23 protein-coding genes are annotated in these 23,250 nt (G+C 59.5%); 15 read left to right on the top strand and 8 right to left on the bottom strand.

Annotation, left to right across the window (positions count from 1 at the left end):
- The first annotated feature begins 23 nt into the window (after window positions 1-23).
- The 7 genes from dapF to corA all read left to right on the top strand — a co-directional run bounded on the left by dapF (window position 24) and on the right by corA (window position 6,714).
- Window positions 24-848 (top strand): diaminopimelate epimerase, encoded by an 825-nt coding sequence (gene dapF, locus ENTCL_RS21180; RefSeq protein WP_013368171.1) that lies wholly within the window; start codon window positions 24-26, stop codon window positions 846-848.
- The gene (locus ENTCL_RS21175; protein WP_013368170.1) at window positions 845-1,552 is read left to right on the top strand and encodes a DUF484 domain-containing protein; all 708 of its coding nucleotides are present in this window, start codon (window positions 845-847) and stop codon (window positions 1,550-1,552) included. The genes dapF and ENTCL_RS21175 overlap by 4 nt, the downstream gene beginning before the upstream one ends.
- Window positions 1,549-2,451, top strand: coding sequence for a tyrosine recombinase XerC (gene xerC, locus ENTCL_RS21170; RefSeq protein ID WP_013368169.1), 903 nt, complete (start codon window positions 1,549-1,551; stop codon window positions 2,449-2,451). The genes ENTCL_RS21175 and xerC overlap by 4 nt, the downstream gene beginning before the upstream one ends.
- Complete coding sequence (gene yigB / locus ENTCL_RS21165) at window positions 2,451-3,167, top strand: 5-amino-6-(5-phospho-D-ribitylamino)uracil phosphatase YigB (RefSeq protein WP_013368168.1); 717 nt, start codon at window positions 2,451-2,453, stop codon at window positions 3,165-3,167. The genes xerC and yigB overlap by 1 nt, the downstream gene beginning before the upstream one ends.
- Window positions 3,168-3,246: 79 nt before the next feature.
- Entirely contained in the window at window positions 3,247-5,409 is a 2,163-nt protein-coding gene (gene uvrD, locus ENTCL_RS21160; protein WP_125451886.1) for a DNA helicase II, read from the top strand.
- Window positions 5,410-5,557: 148 nt separating this feature from the next.
- Window positions 5,558-5,614 (top strand): YsgD/CorL family protein, encoded by a 57-nt coding sequence (gene ysgD, locus ENTCL_RS24210; protein ID WP_418112718.1) that lies wholly within the window; start codon window positions 5,558-5,560, stop codon window positions 5,612-5,614.
- A gap of 149 nt (window positions 5,615-5,763) precedes the next feature.
- Window positions 5,764-6,714 (top strand): magnesium/cobalt transporter CorA, encoded by a 951-nt coding sequence (corA, locus tag ENTCL_RS21155; RefSeq protein ID WP_013368166.1) that lies wholly within the window; start codon window positions 5,764-5,766, stop codon window positions 6,712-6,714.
- Between the two features lie 14 nt (window positions 6,715-6,728).
- On the opposite strand, the gene ENTCL_RS21150 is transcribed toward corA, so the two are convergent.
- The 4 genes from ENTCL_RS21150 to yigI form a co-directional block, all read right to left on the bottom strand.
- The gene (locus tag ENTCL_RS21150; protein ID WP_013368165.1) at window positions 6,729-7,505 is read right to left on the bottom strand and encodes a phosphate/phosphite/phosphonate ABC transporter substrate-binding protein; all 777 of its coding nucleotides are present in this window, start codon (window positions 7,503-7,505) and stop codon (window positions 6,729-6,731) included.
- Entirely contained in the window at window positions 7,453-8,493 is a 1,041-nt protein-coding gene (locus tag ENTCL_RS21145) for a fatty acid desaturase (RefSeq protein ID WP_013368164.1), read from the bottom strand. Before ENTCL_RS21145 ends, ENTCL_RS21150 begins: the two co-directional genes overlap by 53 nt.
- A gap of 124 nt (window positions 8,494-8,617) precedes the next feature.
- Window positions 8,618-9,511: an EamA family transporter RarD gene (gene rarD / locus ENTCL_RS21140; RefSeq protein WP_013368163.1), complete on the bottom strand. Its 894-nt coding sequence runs from the start codon at window positions 9,509-9,511 to the stop codon at window positions 8,618-8,620.
- Window positions 9,512-9,562: 51 nt separating this feature from the next.
- Window positions 9,563-10,030: an acyl-CoA thioesterase YigI gene (gene yigI / locus ENTCL_RS21135; RefSeq protein WP_013368162.1), complete on the bottom strand. Its 468-nt coding sequence runs from the start codon at window positions 10,028-10,030 to the stop codon at window positions 9,563-9,565.
- A 159-nt stretch (window positions 10,031-10,189) separates the two neighbouring features.
- On the opposite strand from yigI, the gene pldA reads away from it, so the two are divergent.
- From pldA to rhtC, 3 genes are all read left to right on the top strand, one after another.
- Window positions 10,190-11,059 carry a phospholipase A gene (pldA, locus tag ENTCL_RS21130; protein ID WP_013368161.1) on the top strand — a complete coding sequence of 290 codons (870 nt, stop codon included), beginning with the start codon at window positions 10,190-10,192 and terminating at the stop codon, window positions 11,057-11,059.
- Window positions 11,060-11,148: 89 nt separating this feature from the next.
- A complete protein-coding gene (gene recQ, locus ENTCL_RS21125; protein WP_013368160.1) occupies window positions 11,149-12,978 on the top strand; it encodes an ATP-dependent DNA helicase RecQ in 1,830 nt (609 codons plus the stop codon).
- Between the two features lie 60 nt (window positions 12,979-13,038).
- Window positions 13,039-13,659 carry a threonine export protein RhtC gene (rhtC, locus tag ENTCL_RS21120; protein ID WP_044612035.1) on the top strand — a complete coding sequence of 207 codons (621 nt, stop codon included), beginning with the start codon at window positions 13,039-13,041 and terminating at the stop codon, window positions 13,657-13,659.
- On the opposite strand, the gene rhtB is transcribed toward rhtC, so the two are convergent.
- Window positions 13,660-14,280: a homoserine/homoserine lactone efflux protein gene (gene rhtB, locus ENTCL_RS21115; RefSeq protein WP_013368158.1), complete on the bottom strand. Its 621-nt coding sequence runs from the start codon at window positions 14,278-14,280 to the stop codon at window positions 13,660-13,662.
- Window positions 14,281-14,389: 109 nt separating this feature from the next.
- On the opposite strand from rhtB, the gene pldB reads away from it, so the two are divergent.
- Window positions 14,390-15,382 (top strand): lysophospholipase L2, encoded by a 993-nt coding sequence (gene pldB, locus ENTCL_RS21110; protein WP_013368157.1) that lies wholly within the window; start codon window positions 14,390-14,392, stop codon window positions 15,380-15,382.
- Between the two features lie 42 nt (window positions 15,383-15,424).
- Window positions 15,425-16,231, top strand: a complete 807-nt coding sequence (gene yigL, locus ENTCL_RS21105; protein WP_013368156.1) for a sugar/pyridoxal phosphate phosphatase YigL — start codon at window positions 15,425-15,427, stop codon at window positions 16,229-16,231.
- On the opposite strand, the gene ENTCL_RS21100 is transcribed toward yigL, so the two are convergent.
- Window positions 16,222-17,028: an EAL domain-containing protein gene (locus tag ENTCL_RS21100; RefSeq protein ID WP_013368155.1), complete on the bottom strand. Its 807-nt coding sequence runs from the start codon at window positions 17,026-17,028 to the stop codon at window positions 16,222-16,224. The genes yigL and ENTCL_RS21100 overlap by 10 nt on opposite strands.
- A gap of 181 nt (window positions 17,029-17,209) precedes the next feature.
- On the opposite strand from ENTCL_RS21100, the gene ENTCL_RS21095 reads away from it, so the two are divergent.
- The gene (locus ENTCL_RS21095) at window positions 17,210-18,109 is read left to right on the top strand and encodes a carboxylate/amino acid/amine transporter (RefSeq protein ID WP_013368154.1); all 900 of its coding nucleotides are present in this window, start codon (window positions 17,210-17,212) and stop codon (window positions 18,107-18,109) included.
- Here the strand turns inward: ENTCL_RS21095 and metR are convergent.
- Window positions 17,997-18,950, bottom strand: a complete 954-nt coding sequence (metR, locus tag ENTCL_RS23310; protein WP_013368153.1) for an HTH-type transcriptional regulator MetR — start codon at window positions 18,948-18,950, stop codon at window positions 17,997-17,999. The two genes, ENTCL_RS21095 and metR, sit on opposite strands and share 113 nt — an antisense overlap.
- 116 nt (window positions 18,951-19,066) lie before the next feature.
- Here metR and metE point away from each other — a divergent pair, with 116 nt between their 5' ends.
- On the top strand, window positions 19,067-21,328 hold the full coding sequence (gene metE / locus ENTCL_RS21080) for a 5-methyltetrahydropteroyltriglutamate--homocysteine S-methyltransferase (protein WP_013368152.1): 2,262 nt from the start codon (window positions 19,067-19,069) through the stop codon (window positions 21,326-21,328).
- A 47-nt stretch (window positions 21,329-21,375) separates the two neighbouring features.
- Here metE and ENTCL_RS21075 read toward each other — a convergent pair whose 3' ends face one another.
- Window positions 21,376-22,179: a dienelactone hydrolase family protein gene (locus tag ENTCL_RS21075; protein WP_013368151.1), complete on the bottom strand. Its 804-nt coding sequence runs from the start codon at window positions 22,177-22,179 to the stop codon at window positions 21,376-21,378.
- 265 nt (window positions 22,180-22,444) lie between these two features.
- Here ENTCL_RS21075 and udp point away from each other — a divergent pair, with 265 nt between their 5' ends.
- The gene (gene udp, locus ENTCL_RS21070) at window positions 22,445-23,206 is read left to right on the top strand and encodes a uridine phosphorylase (RefSeq protein WP_013368150.1); all 762 of its coding nucleotides are present in this window, start codon (window positions 22,445-22,447) and stop codon (window positions 23,204-23,206) included.
- Window positions 23,207-23,250 lie beyond the last annotated feature (44 nt).

Here is a 23,250-nt window from a genome sequence, read left to right as displayed (position 1 = left end):
TTTCCGCGTGTATGGAGTTGATGATGCAGTTCTCTAAAATGCATGGCCTCGGTAACGATTTTATGGTCGTTGATGCGGTAACGCAGAATGTGTTTTTTTCTCCGGAGCTGATTCGCCGCCTGGCGGATCGGCACCTTGGCGTGGGTTTCGATCAGCTGCTGGTGGTTGAACCGCCGTACGATCCCGAGCTGGACTTCCACTACCGTATTTTTAACGCCGACGGTAGCGAAGTGGCGCAGTGCGGCAACGGCGCGCGCTGTTTTGCCCGCTTTGTGCGCCTGAAGGGGCTGACCAACAAACGCGATATTCACGTCAGCACCGCCAACGGGCGCATGGTGCTGAGCGTCACCGACGACGAGCTGGTGCGGGTGAATATGGGCGAACCTAACTTTGAGCCCTCGCAGGTGCCGTTTCGCGCCAACAAAGCGGAAAAGACCTATATCATGCGGGCGGCCGAGCAAACAGTATTGTGCGGCGTTGTTTCAATGGGCAACCCGCACTGCGTGATCCAGGTCGATGATGTCGACACCGCGGCGGTGGAGACGTTAGGACCGGTGCTGGAAAGCCATGAGCGCTTTCCGGAGCGCGCCAATATCGGCTTTATGCAGGTGGTGAAGCGCGATCATATCCGTCTTCGCGTCTTTGAGCGTGGGGCCGGGGAGACGCAGGCCTGCGGCAGCGGCGCCTGTGCGGCGGTTGCCGTCGGCATCCAGCAGGGGCTGCTGGCCGAAGAAGTACGCGTGGAATTACCAGGCGGGCGTCTTGATATCGCCTGGAAAGGTCCGGGTCAACCGTTGTTTATGACTGGCCCGGCGGCACATGTCTACGACGGATTTATTCATCTATGAAACCCATCGGGGAAGAACAGCAGACCGAACTTGCCGCGCTCGACGATCGCGCGGTCGTCGAGTATCTGCTGCAACATCCTGACTTTTTTATTCGCAATGCGCAGGCGGTTGAGCAAATGCGCGTACCGCACCCGGTACGCGGCACCGTTTCGCTCGTGGAATGGCACATGGCGCGGGCGCGAACGCACATCAGCACGCTGGAAGAGAACATCTCGCTGCTGGTGGAGCAGGCGACCGCCAACGAGAGCCTGTTTTACCGTCTGCTGCAGCTGCAGACCCGGCTTGCCAGCGTGGACAGCCTGGACGCGTTCCTCAACCAGTTTCACCGCTGGGCGCGGGAGCTGGGGCTGGCTGGCGCCTCCGTGCGGCTGTTTGCCGATCGCTGGCGTATCGGCGCGCCGTCCAAATTCACGCAGCTGGCGCTGTCCCGCCAGACGTTCGAACCGATCCGTATCCAGCGTCTGGGCCCGGAGCGGCACTACCTCGGCCCGCTTAACGGCCCTGAGCTGCTGGTGGTGATGCCGGATGCCAAAGCGGTCGGTTCGGTGGCGATGTCGATGATGGGCAGCGACGGCGACCTGGGCGTGGTGCTGTTCAGCAGCCGCGACGCGCACCATTATCAGCCCGGACAAGGCACGCACCTGCTGCAGGAGATTGCGCTGCTGCTGCCGGGGATGCTGGAGCGCTGGGTTGAGCGGGTATGAACGACTCGCCGCTTTCCGCCGCCGTTGAGCGCTTCCTGCGCTATCTGGGCGTTGAGCGCCAGCTCAGCCCCATTACGCTACTGAATTATCGGCGTCAGCTTGATGCCATCATGACGCTTGCCGGCGAAAGCGGCGTCGCGAGTTGGCAGCAATGTGACGCTGCGGTGATCCGCAGCTGGGCGGTCCGCAGCCGCCGTAAGGGTCTTGGCCCGGCAAGCCTGGCGCTACGTCTGTCGGCGCTGCGCAGCTTTTTCGACTGGCTGGTCAGCCAGGGCGAGCTTTCGGCGAACCCGGCCAAAGCCGTCTCTGCGCCGAAAGCGCCGCGCCACCTCCCGAAAAACATCGACGTCGACGACGTGAACCGCCTGCTGGATATCGATCTTAACGACCCGCTGGCGGTGCGCGACCGGGCGATGCTGGAGGTGATGTACGGCGCCGGTCTGCGTTTGTCGGAGCTGGTGAATCTCGATCTCCGCCATCTTTCGCTGGAGTCCGGCGAAGTGTGGGTCATGGGCAAGGGCAGCAAAGAGCGCCGCCTGCCGATTGGCCGCAGCGCTGTACAGTGGGTAGAACACTGGCTCGATCTTCGCGGCCTGTTCGGCGCTGAAGACGACGCGCTGTTTTTATCCAAACTCGGCAAGCGTATTTCCACGCGCAACGTGCAAAAACGGTTCGCCGAGTGGGGCATTAAGCAGGGGCTCAACAGTCACGTTAACCCGCACAAACTGCGCCACTCCTTCGCCACGCATATGCTGGAGTCGAGCGGCGATCTGCGCGGGGTGCAGGAGCTGCTGGGGCACGCCAACCTCTCCACCACTCAGATCTATACCCATCTTGATTTTCAACACCTTGCCTCGGTGTACGATGCGGCGCATCCGCGCGCCAAACGGGGGAAATAATGCGTTTTTACCGTCCATTAGGCCAAATCTCAGCCCTGACATTCGACCTTGACGACACCCTTTACGACAACCGCCCTGTGATTCTGCGTACCGAACAGGAAGCGCTGGCGTTTGTGCAAAACTACCATCCGTTGTTAAAAAACCTGCAAAACCGCGATTTTCAGCGCGTGCGCCAGATGCTGCGCGAGCAGGAGCCGGAGATTTATCACGACGTGACCGAATGGCGGCGTCGTGCGGTTGAGCAGGCGATGCTGAACGCCGGCCTGAGCGCGCAGGAGGCGGCCGCGGGCGCGGTGGAGTCGATGGCGCACTTCGCCCACTGGCGCAGCCGCGTCGACGTTCCGCAGGAAACGCACGATACCCTGCGAAGGCTGGCGGAAAAGTGGCCGCTGGTGGCGATCACCAACGGCAACGCGCGCCCCGAGCGGTTCGGCCTTGGCGACTATTTCGAATTTGTACTGCGCGCGGGCCCGGACGGACGTTCGAAACCGTTCAACGACATGTATCATCTGGCGGCGGAAAAGCTTGGCCTGCCGCCTGGCGAGATCCTGCACGTCGGCGACGACCTGACTACCGACGTGGCGGGCGCCATTCGCTGCGGCATGCAGGCCTGCTGGATCAGGCCGGAAAACGCCGACCTGATGCGAACGCTCGACAGCCGCCTGCTGCCGCACATTGAAATTTCGCGGTTGGCATCCCTCACGACGCTGATATAATCACCAGCAGTATTGTATAAATCAACAGTATGCCCGCCCGGCGATGCGCCAGCGGGCAGCGCATTTTTCGGCGGTGCCAATGGACGTTTCTTACCTGCTCGACAGCCTCAATGACAAACAGCGTGAAGCCGTGGCGGCGCCGCGTACCAATATGCTGGTGCTGGCAGGCGCGGGCAGCGGTAAGACGCGCGTTCTGGTGCACCGTATCGCCTGGCTGCTGAGCGTGGAAAACAGCTCGCCGTACTCCATCATGGCGGTGACCTTTACCAATAAAGCGGCGGCCGAAATGCGTCACCGTATTGGTCAACTGATGGGCACATCGCAGGGCGGTATGTGGGTTGGCACCTTTCACGGGCTGGCGCACCGCCTGCTGCGCGCGCACCATCTGGACGCTAACCTGCCGCAGGATTTTCAGATCCTCGACAGCGAAGATCAGCTGCGTCTGCTAAAGCGCCTGATTAAGGCGATGAATCTCGATGAGAAGCAGTGGCCGCCGCGCCAGGCGATGTGGTACATCAACAGCCAGAAAGACGAGGGGCTGCGTCCGCACCACATTCAGAGCTACGGCAACCCCGTCGAGCAGACCTGGCAGAAAGTCTACCAGGCCTATCAGGAGGCCTGCGATCGCGCCGGGCTGGTGGATTTCGCCGAGCTGCTGCTGCGCGCTCACGAGCTGTGGCTTAACAAGCCGCACATCCTCCAGCACTACCGCGAGCGCTTTACCAACATCCTGGTCGACGAATTTCAGGATACCAACAACATTCAGTACGCGTGGATCCGCCTGCTGGCAGGCGATACCGGCAAGGTCATGATCGTCGGCGACGATGACCAGTCTATTTACGGCTGGCGCGGCGCGCAGGTGGAGAATATCCAGCGTTTCCTCAACGATTTCCCCGGGGCGGAAACCATCCGCCTTGAGCAGAACTACCGTTCGACCAGCAATATTCTGAGCGCGGCGAACGCCCTTATCGAAAACAACAACGGGCGCCTGGGCAAGAAGCTGTGGACCGACGGCGTCGACGGCGAACCGATTTCGCTGTACTGCGCGTTCAACGAGCTCGACGAAGCGCGGTTCGTGGTGAACCGCATCAAAACCTGGCAGGACAACGGCGGCGCGCTTGAGCAGTGCGCCATTCTGTATCGCAGCAACGCCCAGTCGCGCGTGCTGGAAGAGGCGCTGCTGCAGGCCAGCATGCCGTACCGTATCTACGGCGGCATGCGCTTCTTCGAACGCCAGGAAATTAAGGACGCCCTCTCTTACCTGCGTCTTATCGCCAACCGTAACGACGATGCGGCGTTTGAGCGGGTAGTCAACACCCCGACGCGCGGCATCGGCGACCGCACGCTGGACATCGTGCGCCAGACCTCCCGCGATCGCCAGCTGACGCTGTGGCAGTCCTGCCGCGAGCTGCTGAAAGAAAAAGCGCTGGCGGGACGCGCGGCCAGCGCTCTGCAGCGCTTTATGGAGCTGGTCGACGCGCTGGCGCAGGAGACCGCCGATATGCCGCTGCACGTGCAGACCGACCGGGTGATAAAAGACTCCGGGTTGTGGATGATGTACGAGCAGGAGAAAGGCGAGAAGGGCCAGACGCGGATCGAAAACTTAGAGGAACTGGTAACGGCGACGCGCCAGTTCAGCTACAACGATGAAGACGAAGATCTGATGCCGCTGCAGGCGTTCTTGTCGCATGCGGCGCTGGAAGCCGGGGAAGGGCAGGCGGATACCTGGCAGGACGCGGTACAGCTGATGACCCTGCACTCGGCAAAAGGGCTGGAGTTCCCGCAGGTGTTTATCGTCGGCATGGAAGAGGGGATGTTCCCCAGCCAGATGTCGCTGGATGAAGGCGGGCGGCTGGAAGAGGAGCGCCGCCTGGCCTACGTCGGCGTGACCCGGGCGATGCAAAAGCTGACCCTGACCTACGCGGAAACCCGTCGCCTGTACGGCAAAGAGGTGTATCACCGGCCGTCGCGCTTTATCGGCGAGCTGCCGGAGGCCTGCGTTGAAGAGGTGCGCCTGCGGGCGACGGTCAGCCGCCCGGTCAGCCATCAGCGTATGGGCACCCCCATGGCGGAAAACGACACCGGCTATAAGCTCGGCCAGCGCGTGCGCCATCCGAAATTTGGCGAAGGCACCATCGTCAACCTGGAGGGAAGCGGTGAACACAGCCGGCTGCAGGTGGCGTTTCAGGGGCAGGGAATTAAATGGCTGGTTGCGGCGTACGCCCGGCTGGAAAATGCGTAACTTTAAGAAATATATAATAAATTCTTCATCTTCTGCTAGTCTTATAGGCCAGGAGGGGCTAAATACCTTCTGGCGCTTCGCTGCGTGTTGACGCTGCATTTCCGCTGGCGTAACATGCGCGCACGATTACGCTAAGAGGACATTCGCCTTGGACACACCCAGTAGATGCTGGCTCATTTTCCTGTCATCCAGGAACAACTCCTAAGGCTATCCTCACATGCTGATAGCCTCAGAGGTTGTCAGCGACCCGTTCTATTCCCGTCGCGCTGAGTCAGGCTTTATGGTCTGAAACCCAATTTGTTTCTGTGTGCCCACCGAACTGTCCGATAATTTTTTGCATTGGGAGTCCCGGTCATGCTGAGCGCATTTCAACTGGAAAACAATCGCTTAACGCGTCTTGAGTCTGATGAAATCAAACATCTGGCCAGCTCGGTCTGGGTCGATTTGGTTGAACCGGATGATGAAGAACGTAACCGCGTACAGGCCGAACTGGGTCAGAATCTGGCGACACGCCCTGAACTGGAAGACATCGAAGCATCGGCACGTTTCTTCGAAGACGAAGACGGCCTGCATATTCACTCCTTTTTCTTCTTTGAAGACGCCGACGATCACGCCGGTAACTCCACCGTGGCGTTCACCATCCGCGAAGGCCGCCTGTTCACCCTGCGCGAGCGCGAACTGCCCGCCTTTCGTCTCTACCGCATGCGCGCCCGCAACCAGGAGATGGTGGACGGCAACGCCTACGAGCTGCTGCTCGATCTGTTCGAAACCAAAATCGAACAGCTGGCGGATGAAATCGAAAACATTTACAGCGACCTGGAAAAGCTGAGCCGCGTCATTATGGAAGGCCATCAGGGCGATGAGTATGACGAAGCGCTCTCGACGCTGGCGGAGCTGGAGGATATTGGCTGGAAGGTGCGCCTGTGTCTGATGGATACCCAGCGCGCGCTGAACTTCCTCGTGCGCAAGGCCCGGCTGCCGGCGGAGCAGCTGGAGCAGGCGCGTGAGATCCTGCGCGATATCGAATCCCTGTTGCCGCACAACGAATCGCTGTTCCAGAAGGTTAACTTCCTGATGCAGGCGGCGATGGGCTTTATCAACATCGAGCAGAACCGCATCATCAAAATCTTCTCGGTGGTTTCCGTGGTATTCCTGCCGCCGACGCTGGTGGCCTCAAGCTACGGGATGAACTTCGAGTTTATGCCGGAGCTGCACTGGAGCTTCGGCTATCCTGGGGCGATTGTCTTTATGATCCTCGCGGGCCTGGCGCCATACCTCTATTTCAAGCGCAGAAACTGGCTGTAACGCTCGCGCCGGGCTCAGAGCACGACTCCGGCGTGCTGCTCCCGCCGCGCGCGGATAACGTCGTAGTCTGCCCGTGACGCCGGGCTGAAGCCGTTGATGAACAGCGAATCGCTAAACGTACTTTCCTGCGCCGCCGCGCTCAGCGCTTCGCGCAGCGTCGAAAGCGTCTCCGGCGAAGTATGACGCGAGGTGATAAGCGGGAGCCCTGGGGTGAGCGCGGTTTCGCCGACGGCGACCAGTCCCGCCGTCTCCTGCGGGTGATAGCGGGCCATCAGCGCCCAGCTCACGCAGTCGATCGCCGCAATATCCGCCGTTTTCTCACGCAGCGCCGCCAGCGAGTGGCGGTGGCTGCCGCTCCATGTTCTCGACTGAAAAAAGGGCGTCCCGACGCCGAGCTGCGCCAGGCTGCCGCGCAGCGCGTGATACCCCGACTGCGAATCCGGCGCGTTGCACACCACCCGGCGGCGGTAAAAGTCGCTCAGGGTTTTCCCTTTATCCTCGGCCCTGGCAACCAGAACGCTACGGTATAAGCGCTTCTCGCAGCCTGGCGCCGCGTAATGGAACGTACCCACCACCTGTACCTGTGGAAGCTGGGCGATCAGCGGAAAGCCGCAGGTCTGGCTCAGCAGCAGGTCGCCGCGCTGCCAGTGAGCGAGCAAATCATCCGGGCGCACAAAGCGGCGCTCTCCGGGGAGCGCGAGCCGGTCGAGGTGGCGCAGCACCCATGACGCCAGCGCATCAGTCGCGGGCGGGTGCAGATCGTACATAGGAAACGCGATGTTCCAGAGCATCGTTAACGTCCTCCTCCGCGAATGCCTGACTTGCCGGATGCACCGTGACGTCGACGGGGCGAAACCCATAGCGACGCCACCACGCCCGGTAGCCGTTGACCACAAATCCCTGATTTCGCTGCTGATACGCCTGCTGATAACGGCGGTACAGCGCCGGCAGCCCGTACCAGGGGATGCCGGGCAAATCGTGGTGAATGGAATGATAGTTCAGGTTGAGAAACAGCAGGCGCCACGGCAGCCCGGCCTCGTTAATCACCGAGCGGGCCAGCGGGTCGTCCGCCGCGCGGTGTTCGAGAAACGATCGCACTTTGGTGATGGCCAGCGCCGGGTAGCTGACGGCGAACAGATACCAGAGAACGGAAACGCCGCAGTGGGCTATCCACAAGAACAGCAGCATCAGCAACATTGCGTGCGTGGCCCACATGCCGATGGCCGGATAATCGCGCCGGATAAGCGCGCGGACGATGCCCTGAATCACGCCGACGATATCCAGCGCGGGCGCCAGCAGCAGGCGGCCAACGAAGGTATTGCGCCAGCGGACGACCTGCCGCTGCCAGGGAGAGAAGCGCGCCCACGTCGCGGCGGAGAAGTAGTAGGTTTCCGGGTCGTCTTCCGGCAGGGTCAGGCTTTCGTTGCGGTGGTGGGCGAGGTGGGAATCCCGGTACAGGCCGTAGGGAAACCATACGGCAAGCGGCGGCAGGCCGAAAAGCTGGTTGACCCGCGCCCAGCGGGTCGGATGACCGTGAATCAGCTCATGCTGTAGCGACAGGTACCAGGCAGTAAAGACGATAAGCAGCAGCGTGGAAAGCGGGAGCCCCAGCGATGGCGCGTACGCCAGCGTCGTAAACCAGCCGCTATACAGGAACACGATCAGCAGCCACGTCGGCGCTTCGCTGCGCCAGAGCCAGCCGCGGGACATCCGGCGTACCGCTTCACGCTGCTCTTCATGCAGCCAGGCCGCGGCGCGGTGGGGGTGAGGTGTTGACATCGGGTTTTCCGTTCGGCGAAAGACATTCGCCGAAGATCGGAAAAAAGCGCTGAAATAACAACGAACTTAAGCGCAATAGCTTTGCTAAAAGCTGGCAATACGCCCGGCGGACCGGGCGCAGGCGTCAGGATTTCGGCGTGCGGTGCAGCGTGTAGACCGCATCCATAATAAAGATGGCCAGCGCCGCCCAGATAAAGCCGAAGGTGACCATTTTGTCCGATCCCGGCGTTTCGCCGTAGAACATTACCGCCAGCAGGAACATCAGCGTCGGGCCGATGTACTGGAAAAAGCCCAGCGTCGAGAGGCGCAGTTTGGTGGCCGCACCGGTAAAGCACAGCAGCGGTACGGTCGTGACGATACCCGCCGCCATCAGCAGCAGGTTCAGCGACCACGGGTTTTGCGTTAAATGGCTGGTCGGGCTGTCGGCAATGCCGAACAGCCAGATAGCCGCGACCGGCAGCAGCCACAGCGTTTCCACCAGCATGCCGGTCTGCGCATCTACGGCTATCTTCTTGCGCACCAGGCCGTAGAAGGCAAAGCTGAACGCCAGACCCAGGGCGATGACCGGCAGCGAGCCGAACGTCCACAGCTGCACCAGGACGCCGCAGGCGGCGAGCAGCACCGCCAGCCACTGCATACGACGAAAACGCTCGCCGAGGAACACCATGCCCAGCAGGATGTTCACCAGCGGGTTAATGAAGTAGCCGAGGCTGGCCTCCAGCATGTGGTGGTTATTCACCGCCCAGATAAACAGCAGCCAGTTTCCGCCGACCAGCACCGCCGAGAGCGCCAGGAGCAGGATTTTCTTCGGCGTCTGCCACAGCTTTTTCAGGCCGCTCCACTGTCGGCTGACGGTGATCAGCGCCACCATAAAGAAAAACGACCAGATAACGCGGTGGGTCAGGATTTCATCCGCCGGAACGTAGTGGATAAGCTTGAAGTAGGCCGGAGCGATGCCCCAAATAAAATAAGCGGCAAGGGCCAGCAATACGCCCTGCCGCGTCTGTTTAGCGTCCATCGGTTAAATCCGTGACAAAAAAGTAAAGCAATGTTACCCGATTTTACCGGCTCAACCCACCATATAAGTGGCGGTCGCGCTGGCGATATAGAGCTGCTCTTCGTTGTGCAGCTCTACGCGCGCGACCGCCACTTTATTGCCCGCGCGCAGCAGGCTGCTGCTGGCGGTAAAGCGGTTGCCGCGGCCCGGGCGGAGATAATCGACGCGCAGGTCGATAGTGCCCATGCGCGAAAGACGCTGGCGCAGCTCTTCTTCGTTGATCGTGTCGTGGCGCGTCAGCGTGCTGCCAACGCAGACCAGACCGGCGGCGACGTCCAGAGCAGAGGCGATCACGCCGCCGTGCAGAATGCTCTGCGCCCAGTTGCCGACCATCATCGGCTGGTTATTGAAACTGAGCTGCGCGAAATCTTTCTCATAGCGTTCAAGCTCAAGGCCCAGCGCACGGTTAAACGGCATGTGATACACGAATATTTCGCCCACCAGTTTGAGGACGGCTTCGGCCGTCAGTTCTGCAGACATACAACCTTTCCGATGGTTATGAAAATGTTGATTTTATGCTTATCAAATGTTGATTTCCACAATTGAGACAGAATCGGAGGGCGTAAAGGGCATAAACCGGTAAAATGGCGTCATAACAGGAAATATTTATAAACAAATTTGTTCAGGAGAACAGCATCAATGCGAACCCGTCCGGGGTGGTTACTGGCGGCGGCTGCGCTGCCATTATCCGTTTTTGCGCAGGAAGCGACGGTGAAATCGATCCACGATACCCCTGCCGTTAAGGGCAGCATCATCGCCAATCTGCTACAGGAGCATGATAATCCCTTTACGCTGTATCCCTACGATACGAACTATGTGATCTACACCTGGACCAGCGATATCAACAAAGAGGCTATCCAAAGCTACAGCTGGGCCGAAAACGCGCGTAAAGATGAGGTGAAGTTTCAGCTGAGCCTGGCGTTTCCGCTGTGGCGCGGGATTGTGGGCGACAATTCGGTGCTGGGCGCATCGTATACGCAAAAATCCTGGTGGCAGCTTTCCAACAGCAAAGAGTCTGCGCCGTTTCGCGAGACCAACTACGAGCCACAGCTGTTTCTGGGGTTTGCGACCGACTACCAGTTTGCCGGCTGGACGCTGCGTGACGTTGAGTTTGGCTACAACCATGATTCCAACGGCCGCGCCGACCCGACCTCGCGCAGCTGGAACCGGCTGTATACGCGTCTGATGGCGCAAAACGGCAATCTGATGGTCGAGGTGAAACCCTGGTATGTTATCGGCAGTACCAACGACAACCCGGATATCACCAAATACATGGGTTATTACCAGCTGAGAATTGGCTATCAGCTGGGCGACGCGGTGCTGAGCGCTAAAGGGCAGTACAACTGGAATAGCGGCTATGGCGGCGCGGAGCTTGGCGTCAGCTACCCGGTCAGTACGCACGTACGCCTGTATACGCAGGTGTATAGCGGCTACGGCGAGTCGCTGATTGATTATAACTTCAGGCAGACGCGCGTTGGCGTCGGGGTGATGCTGAACGATTTGTTCTAGCCTCCTCGAAGGATTTTGCGTTAAACGTTGCAGTTTCTTGCTCAGGCGCTGAAAATAGCGCCTGTTTTAATTTTGGCAATGGGGTTAACGTGGCGCAGGCGGAAGTACTCAATCAGACATCGCTGGCGAAGCAGGTTTTGCAGGAAACCTTTGGCTACCAGCAGTTCCGTCCGGGTCAGGAAACCATCATTGAAACCGTGCTGGAAGGCCGCGACTGCCTGGTCGTTATGCCTACCGGCGGCGGTAAATCGCTGTGTTATCAAATTCCCGCGCTGGTGCTCAACGGCCTGACGGTTGTCGTATCGCCGCTCATTTCTCTGATGAAAGACCAGGTCGATCAGCTGCTTGCCAATGGCGTGGCCGCGGCGTGTCTGAACTCAACGCAGAACCGCGAACAGCAGCTTGAGGTAATGGCGGGCTGCCGTACCGGCAAAATCCGCCTGCTGTATATCGCGCCGGAACGCCTGATGCTGGATAACTTCCTCGAGCATCTGGCGCACTGGAACCCGGTGATGCTGGCGGTCGACGAGGCGCACTGTATTTCCCAGTGGGGGCATGATTTCCGTCCGGAATATGCCGCGCTGGGCCAGCTGCGTCAGCGTTTCCCTGCGGTGCCGTTTATGGCGCTGACCGCTACGGCGGATGACACTACGCGCCTCGATATCGTTCGCCTGCTGGGGCTGAACGACCCGCTTATCCAGCTCAGCAGTTTTGACCGCCCTAACATCCGCTACATGCTGATGGAAAAGTTTAAACCGCTCGATCAGCTGATGCGCTACGTCCAGGAGCAGCGCGGCAAGTCCGGCATTATTTACTGCAACAGCCGCTCAAAAGTGGAAGATACCGCCGCCCGCCTGCAAAGTCGCGGCTATAGCGCGGCGGCCTATCACGCCGGGCTGGAAAACGGCGTCCGCGCCGATGTGCAGGAGAAGTTCCAGCGCGACGACCTGCAAATCGTGGTAGCGACCGTGGCGTTCGGTATGGGGATCAACAAACCCAACGTGCGCTTCGTGGTGCATTTTGATATACCCCGCAATATCGAATCCTACTACCAGGAGACCGGGCGCGCCGGGCGCGACGGGCTGCCCGCTGAAGCGATGCTGTTTTACGATCCGGCCGATATGGCGTGGCTCAGGCGCTGCCTGGAGGAAAAGCCGGCCGGGCAGTTGCAGGATATCGAACGCCATAAGCTTAACGCGATGGGCGCGTTTGCCGAGGCGCAGACCTGCCGCCGTCTGGTGCTGCTGAACTACTTTGGCGAAGGGCGCCAGGAATCCTGCGGCAACTGCGATATTTGCCTCGACCCGCCGCGCCAGTACGACGGGCTGGAGGATGCGCGCAAGGCGCTGTCGACCATTTACCGCGTCAACCAGCGCTTCGGCATGGGCTATGTGGTGGAGGTGCTGCGCGGCGCGAACAGCCAGCGTATCCGCGAGCTGGGGCATGACAAGCTGCCGGTGTACGGTATTGGCCGCGAGCAGAGTCATGAGCACTGGGTCAGCGTGATCCGCCAACTGATTCACCTCGGCTTCGCCACCCAGAATATCGCCCATCATTCGGCGCTACAGCTGACCGAGGCGGCGCGCCCGATACTGCGCGCCGAGGTGCCGCTGCAGCTGGCGGTGCCGCGTATCGTCGCCCTGAAGCCGCGGGTGGCGCAAAAATCCTACGGCGGCAACTACGATCGTAAGCTGTTCGCCAAACTGCGCAAGCTGCGTAAAGTCATCGCCGACGAAGAGAATATTCCGCCTTACGTGGTCTTTAACGACGCCACGCTTATCGAAATGGCCGAGCAGATGCCGGTCAGCCCCAGCGACATGCTGAGCGTCAACGGCGTCGGGATGCGCAAACTCGAGCGTTTTGGTCGGGAATTCATGGCCTTGATCCGCGCCCACCTCGACGGAGACGATGAGGAGTAGTCAGTCGATTAAAAAAGTGCCAGGATAATCACTCGGTAAATTATTCTCTCTGGGGATCCCATGTTAATGCTATTCCTGACCGTTGCGCTGGTGCACATCATTGCGCTGATGAGCCCTGGCCCGGATTTCTTCTTTGTGTCGCAGACTGCCGTCAGCCGTTCCCGTAAAGAGGCGATGATGGGCGTGCTCGGCATTACCGCAGGCGTCATGGTGTGGGCAGGCGTTGCGCTGCTCGGTCTGCATTTAATCCTCGAGAAAATGGCCTGGCTGCACAATATCATTATGGTCGGCGGCGGCCTGTATCTGTGCTGGATGGGCTACCAGATGCTGCGCGGGGCGCTGAAGAAAAGCGAAGCGTCAGTGGATGCGCCGCAGGTGGAGCTGGCGAAAAGCGGCAAAAGCTTCCTGAAAGGTCTGCTGACCAATCTGGCGAACCCAAAAGCGATTATCTATTTCGGCTCCGTGTTTTCGCTGTTCGTCGGGGATGACGTGGGCGCCGCCCAGCGCTGGGGCATCTTTTTGCTGATTATCGTCGAGACCTTCGCCTGGTTTACCATCGTCGCGAGTCTTTTTGCGCTGCCGACCATGCGCCGCGGCTATCAGCGCATGGCGAAATGGATTGACGGCGTTGCCGGCACCCTGTTCGCCGGTTTCGGCATCCACCTGATTATCTCCCGCTAATTATGCACGGTGCGCTGACGCGAGCAGCGCGCCGACCAGCATAAACAGCGAACCGAACGCTTTATTCAGCGCCTTCATCTGCCGCGGACCTTTGATCCATCCCGCGATGCGCGTCGCCAGCGTCGCGTAGCCAATCATCACAATGATATCGACCACAATGGTGGTCACGCCTAATACCACGTACTGCATCATCTGGGGTTGGTTGGGCACGATAAACTGCGGAAACAGCGCGGCGAGGAAAACGATGCTTTTCGGGTTGGTGAGGTTTACAAACACGGCGCGTTTAAACAGCCGACCGCGCGATTGCGTCTGCGCCAGCGCGTTGAGGTCGATAGCGCCAGCGGCGCGCCACTGCTGGATCCCAAGCCAAATAAGATAGGCGGCGCCCGCCCATTTTAGCACCTCGAAAGCGAGGATCGAGCGCGAGAACAGGGTGCCCAGACCAACGCCAACCAGCACGATATGGATCCCGAGCCCGGTTTGCAGGCCGGCAATCGACGCGCTCGCGCCGCGATAGCCATGGTTAATGGCGGTGGTCATGGTATTAATGGCGCCGGAGCCGGGTGAAAGGCTGAGAATAATGGACGTCAGCAGGTAGGCGAACCACCACTCAAAGGTCATGAGAATCTCCCTGATTGTCTGTTTTTATGCCACAATACGCTATTGTCTGTGTGTTGTGTGACGCGCCATAAAAAAACGATCTTCCGCGGTTAACGAGGGCGGATACCCGATGTTTCGGCAGCAAAAGGACTGGAATACAAGAGAAAACGCGTTTGCTGCATTCACGATGGGGCCACTGAATGATTTCTGGCGCCAGCGGGAAGAGGCGGTTTTTACCGGTGTGGACGGCGTCCCGGTGCGTTTTGTCCGTTTTCATACGCCGCACCACGATCGGGTGATTGTCGTTTGTCCCGGTCGTATTGAAAGCTATGTTAAATACGCCGAACTGGCGTACGATTTGTTTCTCTGCGGGTTCGACGTGCTGATCATCGACCATCGCGGGCAGGGGTTTTCCGGACGCATGCTCTCCGACACCCACCGCGGCCATGTGGTGAATTTCAGCGACTATGTGGACGACCTCGCCGCCTTCTGGCAGCAGGAGGTGGCGCCAGGCCCCTGGCGTAAGCGCTTTGTGCTGGCGCATTCGATGGGCGGCGCGATTGCCACCCTGTTTTTGCAGCGTCATCCCGGAGCGTGCGACGCCATGGCGCTTAGCGCCCCGATGTTCGGCATCGTGATGCGTTTTCCGGACTGGATGGTGCGCCATATTCTCGACTGGGCTGAGGGCCATCAGCGCATTCGAGAGAGCTATGCCATGGGTACCGGGCGCTGGCACGCCCTGCCGTTTAGCCTCAATATCCTGACGCACAGCCGTGAACGCTACCGACGCAACCTGGGGTTTTATGCCGATAATCCGGATTTGCGCGTCGGGGGGCCAACCTATCACTGGGTGCGCGAAGGGGTGCTGGCGGGCGAAGAGATCCTCGCCGGCGCCAGCGACGACACCACGCCTGTGCTGCTTATCCAGGCGCAGGAAGAACGCGTTGTGGATAACCGCATGCACGACCGCTATTGTGAATTACGCGCCGAGGCGGGCCATCCCTGCGAAGGGGTAACACCGCTTGTCATCGAAGGCGCTTACCATGAGATCCTTTTTGAAAAGGACGCCATGCGCTCAGTCGCGCTCAATGCCATCGTCGAGTTTTTTTGTCGACATGATTAATCCGGCGATAACGCCGCTCTTACTTAGAGGTTGAATTCTTTTATGTACCAGGTTGTTGCGTCTGATTTGGATGGCACGCTCCTCAATCCCGACCATCGTCTGTCCCCCTATACCAAAGAGACCCTGAAGCTGCTGACGGAAAAGGGAATTAACTTCGTTTTCGCCACCGGCCGCCATCATATCGACGTGGCGCAAATCCGTGATGGTCTGGGGATCAAAGCGTTTATGATTACCTCCAACGGCGCGCGCGTGCACGATACGGACGGTAATCTGATTTTTGCGCATAACCTCGATCGCGATATCGCCGCCGATCTGTTCGGCGTGGTGAATAACAACCCGGATATCGTCACTAACGTTTATCGTGACGATGAATGGTTTATGAACCGTCACCGCCCGGAAGAGATGCGTTTTTTCAAAGAGGCGGTATTCAACTACGCGCTGTACGAGCCGGGGCTGCTGGAGCCTGAAGGCGTCAGCAAAGTGTTTTTCACTTCGTCGGATCACGACGTGCTGCTGCCGCTGGAGCAGGCGATTAACGCGCGCTGGGGCGATCGCGTCAACGTCAGTTTCTCCACGTTAACCTGTCTGGAAGTGATGGCGGGCGGCGTATCGAAAGGCCATGCGCTGGAAGCGGTGGCGCAGATCATGGGCTACAACCTGAAAGACTGTATCGCCTTCGGCGACGGGATGAACGATGCGGAGATGCTCTCCATGGCGGGTAAAGGCTGCATCATGCAAAACGCCCATCAGCGCCTGAAAGATCTGCACCCGGAGCTGGAGGTCATTGGCAGCAACGCCGATGATGCCGTGCCGCACTACCTGCGCCATCTGTTCCTCAATCAGGACTGACGGCGTCTGTCTGCGCACCACTGAATAAAAGCCCTGCTGGTCAGGGCTTTGCTGTAATACCACCCCTGCGCATACACCACCCCCAGCGTTTGCAGCTGTTTGCGCTGCTCCGGGGTTTCTACGCCTTCCGCCAGCGGCTCCAGCGCTAGCGAACGGGCGAACGCAATGAGCGGCGGCAGCACGCTGTTTCCCGCCGCGGCGCCGATCAGCGTCCTGTCCAGCTTTAGCATGTCGAAGGTGAGCGCCTGAAGGTAGCTCATGTTGGCGTAGCCGCTGCCGAAATCATCGAGGAAAAGCCGGTGTCCGGCCTGGCGATAGCGGGCGGCGGGTTCGGCAATGTCCCAGGGGTCTATCTCGCTGTTCTCAGTGAGTTCGAGGGCGATTTGCTGCGGGCGAACCTGATGCGTTCGGCACAGGAGGGCGAGACGGTCGAGTAGCGCCGTCGTGAGCAGGTCGTCAGGCTCGACGTTGATCGAGACATAGCGCTGCGGGTGCTGGCGCAGCCAGGCGCCCACATCGGTGAAAACCTGCCCGACAATCCAGTGCGTCATCAGGCCGAGCAGGCCGGTTTCGCGGGCAAAGGGGATAAAGCTGTCCGGCGGGATGCACTGGCCATTGCGCTGCGGCCAGCGAACCAGCGCTTCGGCGCCCGCGACGCTGTCGGTATCAAGGCGCATGATGGGCTGATAGCGCACCTCCAGCTGCTGGTTGTGAATCGCGTGCAGGAGCCTGGCGCGCGAAGCGGCAAGCTGCCTGAAAAAGCCAGGCAGGAGATGAGGTTCATCCACAAAATCCATTTTACACCCGAAGCCCCCGGAAAATAATCGCGTTCAGTATTGGCGTTTTATAGCAAGGGAACCATCAGCGCGGGATCAATCCTCTCCAGGAAAATGCCGATTTTAATTGCCTGTTTTCTGCTCAGTTGTCAACCTGCTGTTCCGCTACAATGCGGGTTCATTCTTCGACGAGATTTTCACTGTGGCGTTACTGATCGTTACCACAATTCTGTGGGCGTTTTCATTCAGCCTGATAGGCGAATACCTGGCCGGGCATGTCGACAGCTATTTTTCCGTGCTGATGCGTATCGGGCTTGCGGCGCTGGTTTTTCTGCCGTTTCTGCGCGCGCGTGGGCAGTCTTTGCGCACGCTGCTGCTGTATATGCTGGTCGGCGCGATGCAGCTTGGCATCATGTATCTGTTCAGCTTCCGCGCCTATGTCTACCTGACGGTATCGGAGTTTCTGCTGTTCACCGTGCTCACGCCGCTCTATATCACGCTAATTTATGACCTGCTGAGCAAGCGCAGGCTGCGCTGGGGCTACCTTTTGAGCGCGCTGCTGGCGGTGGTTGGCGCGGCGATCATCCGCTATGACAAGGTCAGCGATCATTTCTGGACCGGGTTAATGTTCGTGCAGCTTGCCAATATCAGCTTCGCGATCGGGATGGTGGGCTATAAGCGGTTAATGGAAACTCGTCCCATGCCGCAGCATAACGCCTTTGCCTGGTTTTATATGGGGGCGTTTATTGTAGCGGTGGCGGCCTGGTTTATGCTCGGCAACCCGCAAAAGCTGCCGACCACCACGCTGCAGTGGGGCATTCTGGTGTGGCTGGGCGTTGTCGCCTCCGGCCTTGGCTACTTTATGTGGAACTACGGCGCGACGCAGGTTGATGCCGGGACGCTGGGGATCATGAATAACGTACATGTTCCGGCCGGGCTGCTGGTGAACCTGGCTATCTGGCAGCAGCAGCCGCACTGGCCGAGCTTCATCACAGGCGCGTTGGTGATAATGGCTTCGCTGTGGGTCCATCGAAAGTGGGTCGCTCCGCGTTGCGCACAAACGGCAGATGATCGCAGGCGTGATTCCGCGCTGAACGAATAAACGCATCGGTTATCGGCTGGCGCTGTTCACCATCGCGAACCGCGGCGTACAGCCGGCTCCACAGCCCCTCGCCCAGGGTTTTGGTTACGACCAGGCCCTGGCGCTCAAAACTTTCCACGACCCAGTGCGGCAGGGCGGCAATGCCCATCCGGGCGGCGACCATCTGGATCAGCAGCAGCGTGTTATCGACGCTTTTAAGCTGCGGGTTGATGCCGGCAGGCTGCAAAAAATGGCGCCAGATATCCAGGCGATTACGCTGCACCGGGTAAATCAGCAGCGTTTCGCTGGCGATATCTTCCGGCGTTACGCGCGCTCTGGCCGCCAGCGGATGTTCCGGCGCGAGGACGAGGCGAACCTCATAGTCGAACATCGGTGAATAGTGCAGGCCGCTGCGCGGCAGAATATCGGAGGTCAGGACCACATCCAGCTCCCCCTGCTGCAGCGCTGGCTGCGGGTCGAACGTCACCCCGGACTTAAAATCCATCTCCACCTGCGGCCAGCTGGCGCGGAAATTCTCCAGCGCGGGGGTCAGCCACTGAATACAGCTGTGGCACTCAATGGCGATGCGCAACGTGGTCTGCTGCGGTTCATTGCAGGCCTGCAGCGCGCGGTTGATCTGCGGCAACACCTGGTGGGCCAGCTGCAGCAGGATCTCGCCCTGCGGGGTAAAGCGCAGCGGTTGACTCTTGCGGACAAAAAGCCGAAAGCCAAGGCGCTGTTCCAGATCGCTGAACTGGTGAGAAAGCGCGGATTGCGTCTGGTGCAGCGTTGCTGCCGCCGCCGCCAGCGATCCGCAGTTTCGCAACGCCTGCAGCGTTTTCAGGTGTTTTATCTCGATCATGAATGTCCTTCACTTCGGCATGAATAAATTGCGCTTGAGGAATATACAGTACCTGCTGATTATGGATGTGTAAACATCTGGACGGCTAAATAACGAATTCCTTAAGAGGCAACCGCATGACAATCAAAAACCATACCCTCGGATTCCCTCGCGTCGGCCTGCGTCGCGAATTGAAAAAAGCGCAAGAAAGCTACTGGGCGGGCAATTCCAGCCGTGAAGCGCTGCTGGCCACCGGCCGCGAGCTGCGCGCTCGCCATTGGCAGCAGCAGCAGGATGCCGGTATCGACCTGCTGCCGGTCGGTGATTTTGCCTGGTACGACCATGTTCTGACCACCAGCCTGCTGCTCGGCAACGTCCCGGCTCGTCATCAGAACAACGACGGCTCCGTGGATATCGACACCCTGTTCCGTATCGGCCGCGGCCGTGCGCCGAGCGGTGAACCGGCGGCGGCGGCGGAAATGACCAAATGGTTTAACACTAACTACCACTACATGGTGCCGGAGTTTACGAAGGGCCAGCAGTTCAAACTGACCTGGACCCAGCTGCTGGATGAAGTAGACGAAGCGCTGGCGCTGGGCCACAGGGTGAAACCGGTGCTGCTGGGGCCAGTAACCTACCTGTGGCTGGGGAAAGTGAAAGGCGAGCCGTTTGACCGTCTCAGCCTGCTGAGCGATATTCTGCCGGTCTATCAGCAGGTACTGGCCGGGCTGGCGAAGCGCGGCATCGAGTGGGTCCAGATCGACGAACCGGCGCTGGTGCTTGAGCTACCGCAGGCGTGGCTGGATGCCTTTAAGCCTGCGTACGACGCGCTCGCCGGCCAGGTGAAGCTGCTGCTGACCACCTATTTCGAAGGCATAACGCCGAACCTGGATACCATTGCTTCTCTGCCTGTACAGGGCCTGCACGTTGATCTGGTGCACGGTAAAGATGACGTCGCAGAGCTGCACAAACGCCTGCCTGCGGACTGGCTGCTCTCCGCTGGCCTGATCAACGGCCGCAACGTCTGGCGCGCGGATCTGACCGAGAAATACGCGCAGATTAAGGACATCGTCGGCCAGCGCGACCTGTGGGTGGCATCGTCCTGTTCGCTGCTGCACAGCCCGATCGACCTCAGTGTGGAAACGCGTCTGGATGCGGAAGTGAAGAGCTGGTTCGCCTTTGCGCTGCAAAAATGCCATGAGCTTTCCCTGCTGCGCGATGCGCTGAACGGCGGCGAGACGGCGGCGATCGCCGAGTGGAGCAAACCGATTCAGGCCCGTCGCCACTCTGCGCGTGTGCATAACGCCGCCGTTGAGAAGCGGCTGGCGGCGATCACCGCCCAGGACAGCCAGCGTCAGAATCCATATCCGCAGCGCGCGAAAGCCCAGCGCGAGCGCTACAACCTGCCGGCGTGGCCGACAACGACCATCGGCTCCTTCCCGCAAACCACGGAGATCCGCGGCCTGCGTCTGGACTTCAAAAAAGGCGCGCTGGATGCGAATAACTACCGCACCGGTATTGCCGCGCACATCAAACAGGCCATTGTGGAGCAGGAACGGCTGGGGCTGGACGTGCTGGTGCACGGCGAGGCGGAACGTAACGACATGGTGGAGTATTTCGGCGAGCATCTGGACGGCTTCGTCTTCACCCAGAACGGCTGGGTGCAGAGCTACGGTTCACGCTGCGTCAAGCCGCCGGTGGTTATCGGCGATATCAGCCGTCCGCAGGCGATTACCGTTGAGTGGGCGAAGTATGCCCAGTCGCTGACCGACAAGCCGGTAAAAGGCATGCTGACCGGGCCGGTGACTATCCTCTGCTGGTCCTTCCCGCGCGAAGACGTCAGCCGTGAAACCATCGCTAAGCAGATTGCGCTGGCGCTGCGTGATGAAGTGGCGGATCTGGAGGCGGCGGGTATTGGCATCATTCAGATTGACGAACCGGCGCTGCGCGAAGGTTTACCGCTTAAGCGCAGCGACTGGGACGCCTATCTGACCTGGGGCGTAGAGGCGTTTCGCATCAACGCCGCGGTGGCGAAAGACGACACGCAGATCCACACCCACATGTGCTACTGCGAGTTCAACGACATCATGGACTCTATTGCGGCGCTGGATGCCGATGTGATCACCATCGAAACCTCGCGTTCGGATATGGAGCTGCTGGAGTCGTTCGAAGAGTTTGAGTACCCGAATGAAATCGGCCCGGGCGTTTATGACATCCACTCCCCGAACGTCCCGAGCGTGGAATGGATTGAAGCCCTGCTGAAGAAAGCCGCCCAGCGTATTCCGGCTGAGCGTCTATGGGTGAACCCGGACTGCGGCCTGAAAACCCGCGGCTGGCCGGAAACCCGCAGCGCGCTGGCGAACATGGTGAAAGCGGCGCAGAATTTGCGTCAGGCGTAATCCGCGGCCGTCGCGGTAAACAGGCCCGGCAACCGGGCCTGTTTGGTTTATTTTTTGGCGCCGTAGCGCGCAAACCACTCCAGCATGCGCTGCCAGCCATCTTTCGCCGACTCTTCATGATAGCTCGGGCGGTAGTCCGCGTTAAAGGCGTGCCCGGCCTCCGGGTAGACGATGATGTCGGCGTGGGCATTGGCCGCCCGTAGCGCGTGACGCATGGTGTCCACGCTCTCCAGCGAAATGCTGGGATCCTGACCGCCGTACAGGCCCAGCACCGGCGCATTCAGCTCAACGGCGATGTCCACCGGGTGTTTCGGCGAATTTAGCGATTTATCGCCAACCAGCTTACCGTACCAGGCCACGGCGGCCTTGAGCTGCGGATTATGCGCGGCATACAGCCAGGCGATCCTCCCGCCCCAGCAGAACCCGGTAATCAGCAGGCGATGGGCGTCGCCGCCGTTGCGCGATGCCCAGCTGGCGACATGGTCGAGGTCGGCCAGCACCTGGGCATCGGGAACTTTGGACACCAGCCCGCTGAACAGCGAGGGGATATCGGCATAATCGTCGGGGCTGCCCTGACGGAAATAGAGCTCCGGCGCAATCGCCAGATAGCCCTCCAGCGCCAGGCGGCGGCAGATGTCGCGGATATGCTCATGTACGCCGAAAATTTCCTGTACCACAATGACCACCGGCAGCGGGCCGGTCGCCTGTTTGGGACGGGCATGGAAAGCCGGCATATTGTCGCCTTGCGATGGGATCGACGTCTCTCCTGAGGAAATGGCGTCTTCTGGGGTACTGACGATGGTCGAGGCCAGGGGAGAGGCCGCAGGTGCAAAACCCGTTTTTTGAGTCATGGTATTCTCCGTACCTTCTAAACTGTGCCATGTCGCGCAGTGTTAACTATAGACCGCAGGTTAACGATCCACAGTGCCAGAAACGGGCTATCTTTTGTGCAGGAACGAAATGGATAGCTCGTTAATGTGATGTAAATCATCATTTAATGGAAAATTAATGCAATCATTTTCATTGGTGGTGATGGGCGTCACGAAAATAGTCCCGTCGCTTCTGTAAAGTACCTTTTTGCTTGTGCTGACAAATCGACCCACAGAGGAGTTTTATATGTCCAAGTCTGATGTTTTTCATCTCGGCCTCACCAAAAAAGATTTACAAGGGGCCCAGCTCGCTATCGTCCCTGGCGATCCTGAGCGTGTGGAAAAGATCGCCGCGCTGATGGATAAGCCGGTAAAACTGGCATCGCATCGCGAATTTACCTCCTGGCGCGCCGAGCTTGACGGTAAGCCGGTGATTGTCTGCTCCACCGGCATCGGCGGCCCGTCCACGTCCATCGCGGTAGAAGAACTGGCGCAGCTGGGCATTCGCACCTTCCTGCGCGTCGGGACGACTGGCGCTATTCAGCCACATATCAATGTCGGCGACGTGCTGGTGACTACGGCCTCTGTACGCCTCGATGGCGCCAGCCTGCACTTCGCACCGATGGAATATCCGGCGGTTGCTGATTTCACCTGCACCACGGCGCTGGTTGACGCGGCAAAAGCCGTTGGCGCAACTACCCACGTGGGCGTGACCGCCTCTTCTGATACCTTCTATCCGGGCCAGGAGCGTTATGACACCTTCTCTGGTCGTGTGGTAAGCCGCTTCAAAGGCTCCATGGAAGAGTGGCAGTCCATGGGCGTCATGAACTACGAAATGGAGTCCGCAACGCTGCTGACCATGTGCTCAAGCCAGGGCCTGCGCGCCGGTATGGTGGCGGGCGTTATCGTTAACCGCACTCAGCAGGAAATTCCGAACGCGGAAACCATGAAGCAGACGGAAAGCCACGCGGTGAAAATCGTGGTGGAAGCCGCCCGTCGCCTGCTCTAACCGACCCCTTTCTCATTAAGGCCGACGCGTTCGGCCTTTTTCTT

Origin of the sequence: [Enterobacter] lignolyticus SCF1 (assembly GCF_000164865.1) — a bacterium.
Taxonomy (GTDB): domain Bacteria; phylum Pseudomonadota; class Gammaproteobacteria; order Enterobacterales; family Enterobacteriaceae; genus Enterobacter_B; species Enterobacter_B lignolyticus.
The sequence above is the reverse complement of the archived record's forward strand: the minus strand, read 5'-3'. Positions and strand labels throughout refer to the sequence as shown.

What these genes read in the sequence shown, in the direction of transcription:
- dapF (WP_013368171.1), top strand. Translation starts at nt 24, where the DNA reads ATGCAGTTCTCTAAAATGCATGGCCTCGGTAACGATTTTATGGTCGTT.
- ENTCL_RS21175 (WP_013368170.1), top strand. Translation starts at nt 845, where the DNA reads ATGAAACCCATCGGGGAAGAACAGCAGACCGAACTTGCCGCGCTCGAC.
- xerC (WP_013368169.1), top strand. Translation starts at nt 1,549, where the DNA reads ATGAACGACTCGCCGCTTTCCGCCGCCGTTGAGCGCTTCCTGCGCTAT.
- yigB (WP_013368168.1), top strand. Translation starts at nt 2,451, where the DNA reads ATGCGTTTTTACCGTCCATTAGGCCAAATCTCAGCCCTGACATTCGAC.
- uvrD (WP_125451886.1), top strand. Translation starts at nt 3,247, where the DNA reads ATGGACGTTTCTTACCTGCTCGACAGCCTCAATGACAAACAGCGTGAA.
- corA (WP_013368166.1), top strand. Translation starts at nt 5,764, where the DNA reads ATGCTGAGCGCATTTCAACTGGAAAACAATCGCTTAACGCGTCTTGAG.
- ENTCL_RS21150 (WP_013368165.1), bottom strand. Translation starts at nt 7,505, where the DNA reads ATGCTCTGGAACATCGCGTTTCCTATGTACGATCTGCACCCGCCCGCG.
- ENTCL_RS21145 (WP_013368164.1), bottom strand. Translation starts at nt 8,493, where the DNA reads ATGTCAACACCTCACCCCCACCGCGCCGCGGCCTGGCTGCATGAAGAG.
- rarD (WP_013368163.1), bottom strand. Translation starts at nt 9,511, where the DNA reads ATGGACGCTAAACAGACGCGGCAGGGCGTATTGCTGGCCCTTGCCGCT.
- yigI (WP_013368162.1), bottom strand. Translation starts at nt 10,030, where the DNA reads ATGTCTGCAGAACTGACGGCCGAAGCCGTCCTCAAACTGGTGGGCGAA.
- pldA (WP_013368161.1), top strand. Translation starts at nt 10,190, where the DNA reads ATGCGAACCCGTCCGGGGTGGTTACTGGCGGCGGCTGCGCTGCCATTA.
- rhtC (WP_044612035.1), top strand. Translation starts at nt 13,039, where the DNA reads ATGTTAATGCTATTCCTGACCGTTGCGCTGGTGCACATCATTGCGCTG.
- rhtB (WP_013368158.1), bottom strand. Translation starts at nt 14,280, where the DNA reads ATGACCTTTGAGTGGTGGTTCGCCTACCTGCTGACGTCCATTATTCTC.
- pldB (WP_013368157.1), top strand. Translation starts at nt 14,390, where the DNA reads ATGTTTCGGCAGCAAAAGGACTGGAATACAAGAGAAAACGCGTTTGCT.
- yigL (WP_013368156.1), top strand. Translation starts at nt 15,425, where the DNA reads ATGTACCAGGTTGTTGCGTCTGATTTGGATGGCACGCTCCTCAATCCC.
- ENTCL_RS21100 (WP_013368155.1), bottom strand. Translation starts at nt 17,028, where the DNA reads ATGGATTTTGTGGATGAACCTCATCTCCTGCCTGGCTTTTTCAGGCAG.
- metR (WP_013368153.1), bottom strand. Translation starts at nt 18,950, where the DNA reads ATGATCGAGATAAAACACCTGAAAACGCTGCAGGCGTTGCGAAACTGC.
- metE (WP_013368152.1), top strand. Translation starts at nt 19,067, where the DNA reads ATGACAATCAAAAACCATACCCTCGGATTCCCTCGCGTCGGCCTGCGT.
- ENTCL_RS21075 (WP_013368151.1), bottom strand. Translation starts at nt 22,179, where the DNA reads ATGACTCAAAAAACGGGTTTTGCACCTGCGGCCTCTCCCCTGGCCTCG.
- udp (WP_013368150.1), top strand. Translation starts at nt 22,445, where the DNA reads ATGTCCAAGTCTGATGTTTTTCATCTCGGCCTCACCAAAAAAGATTTA.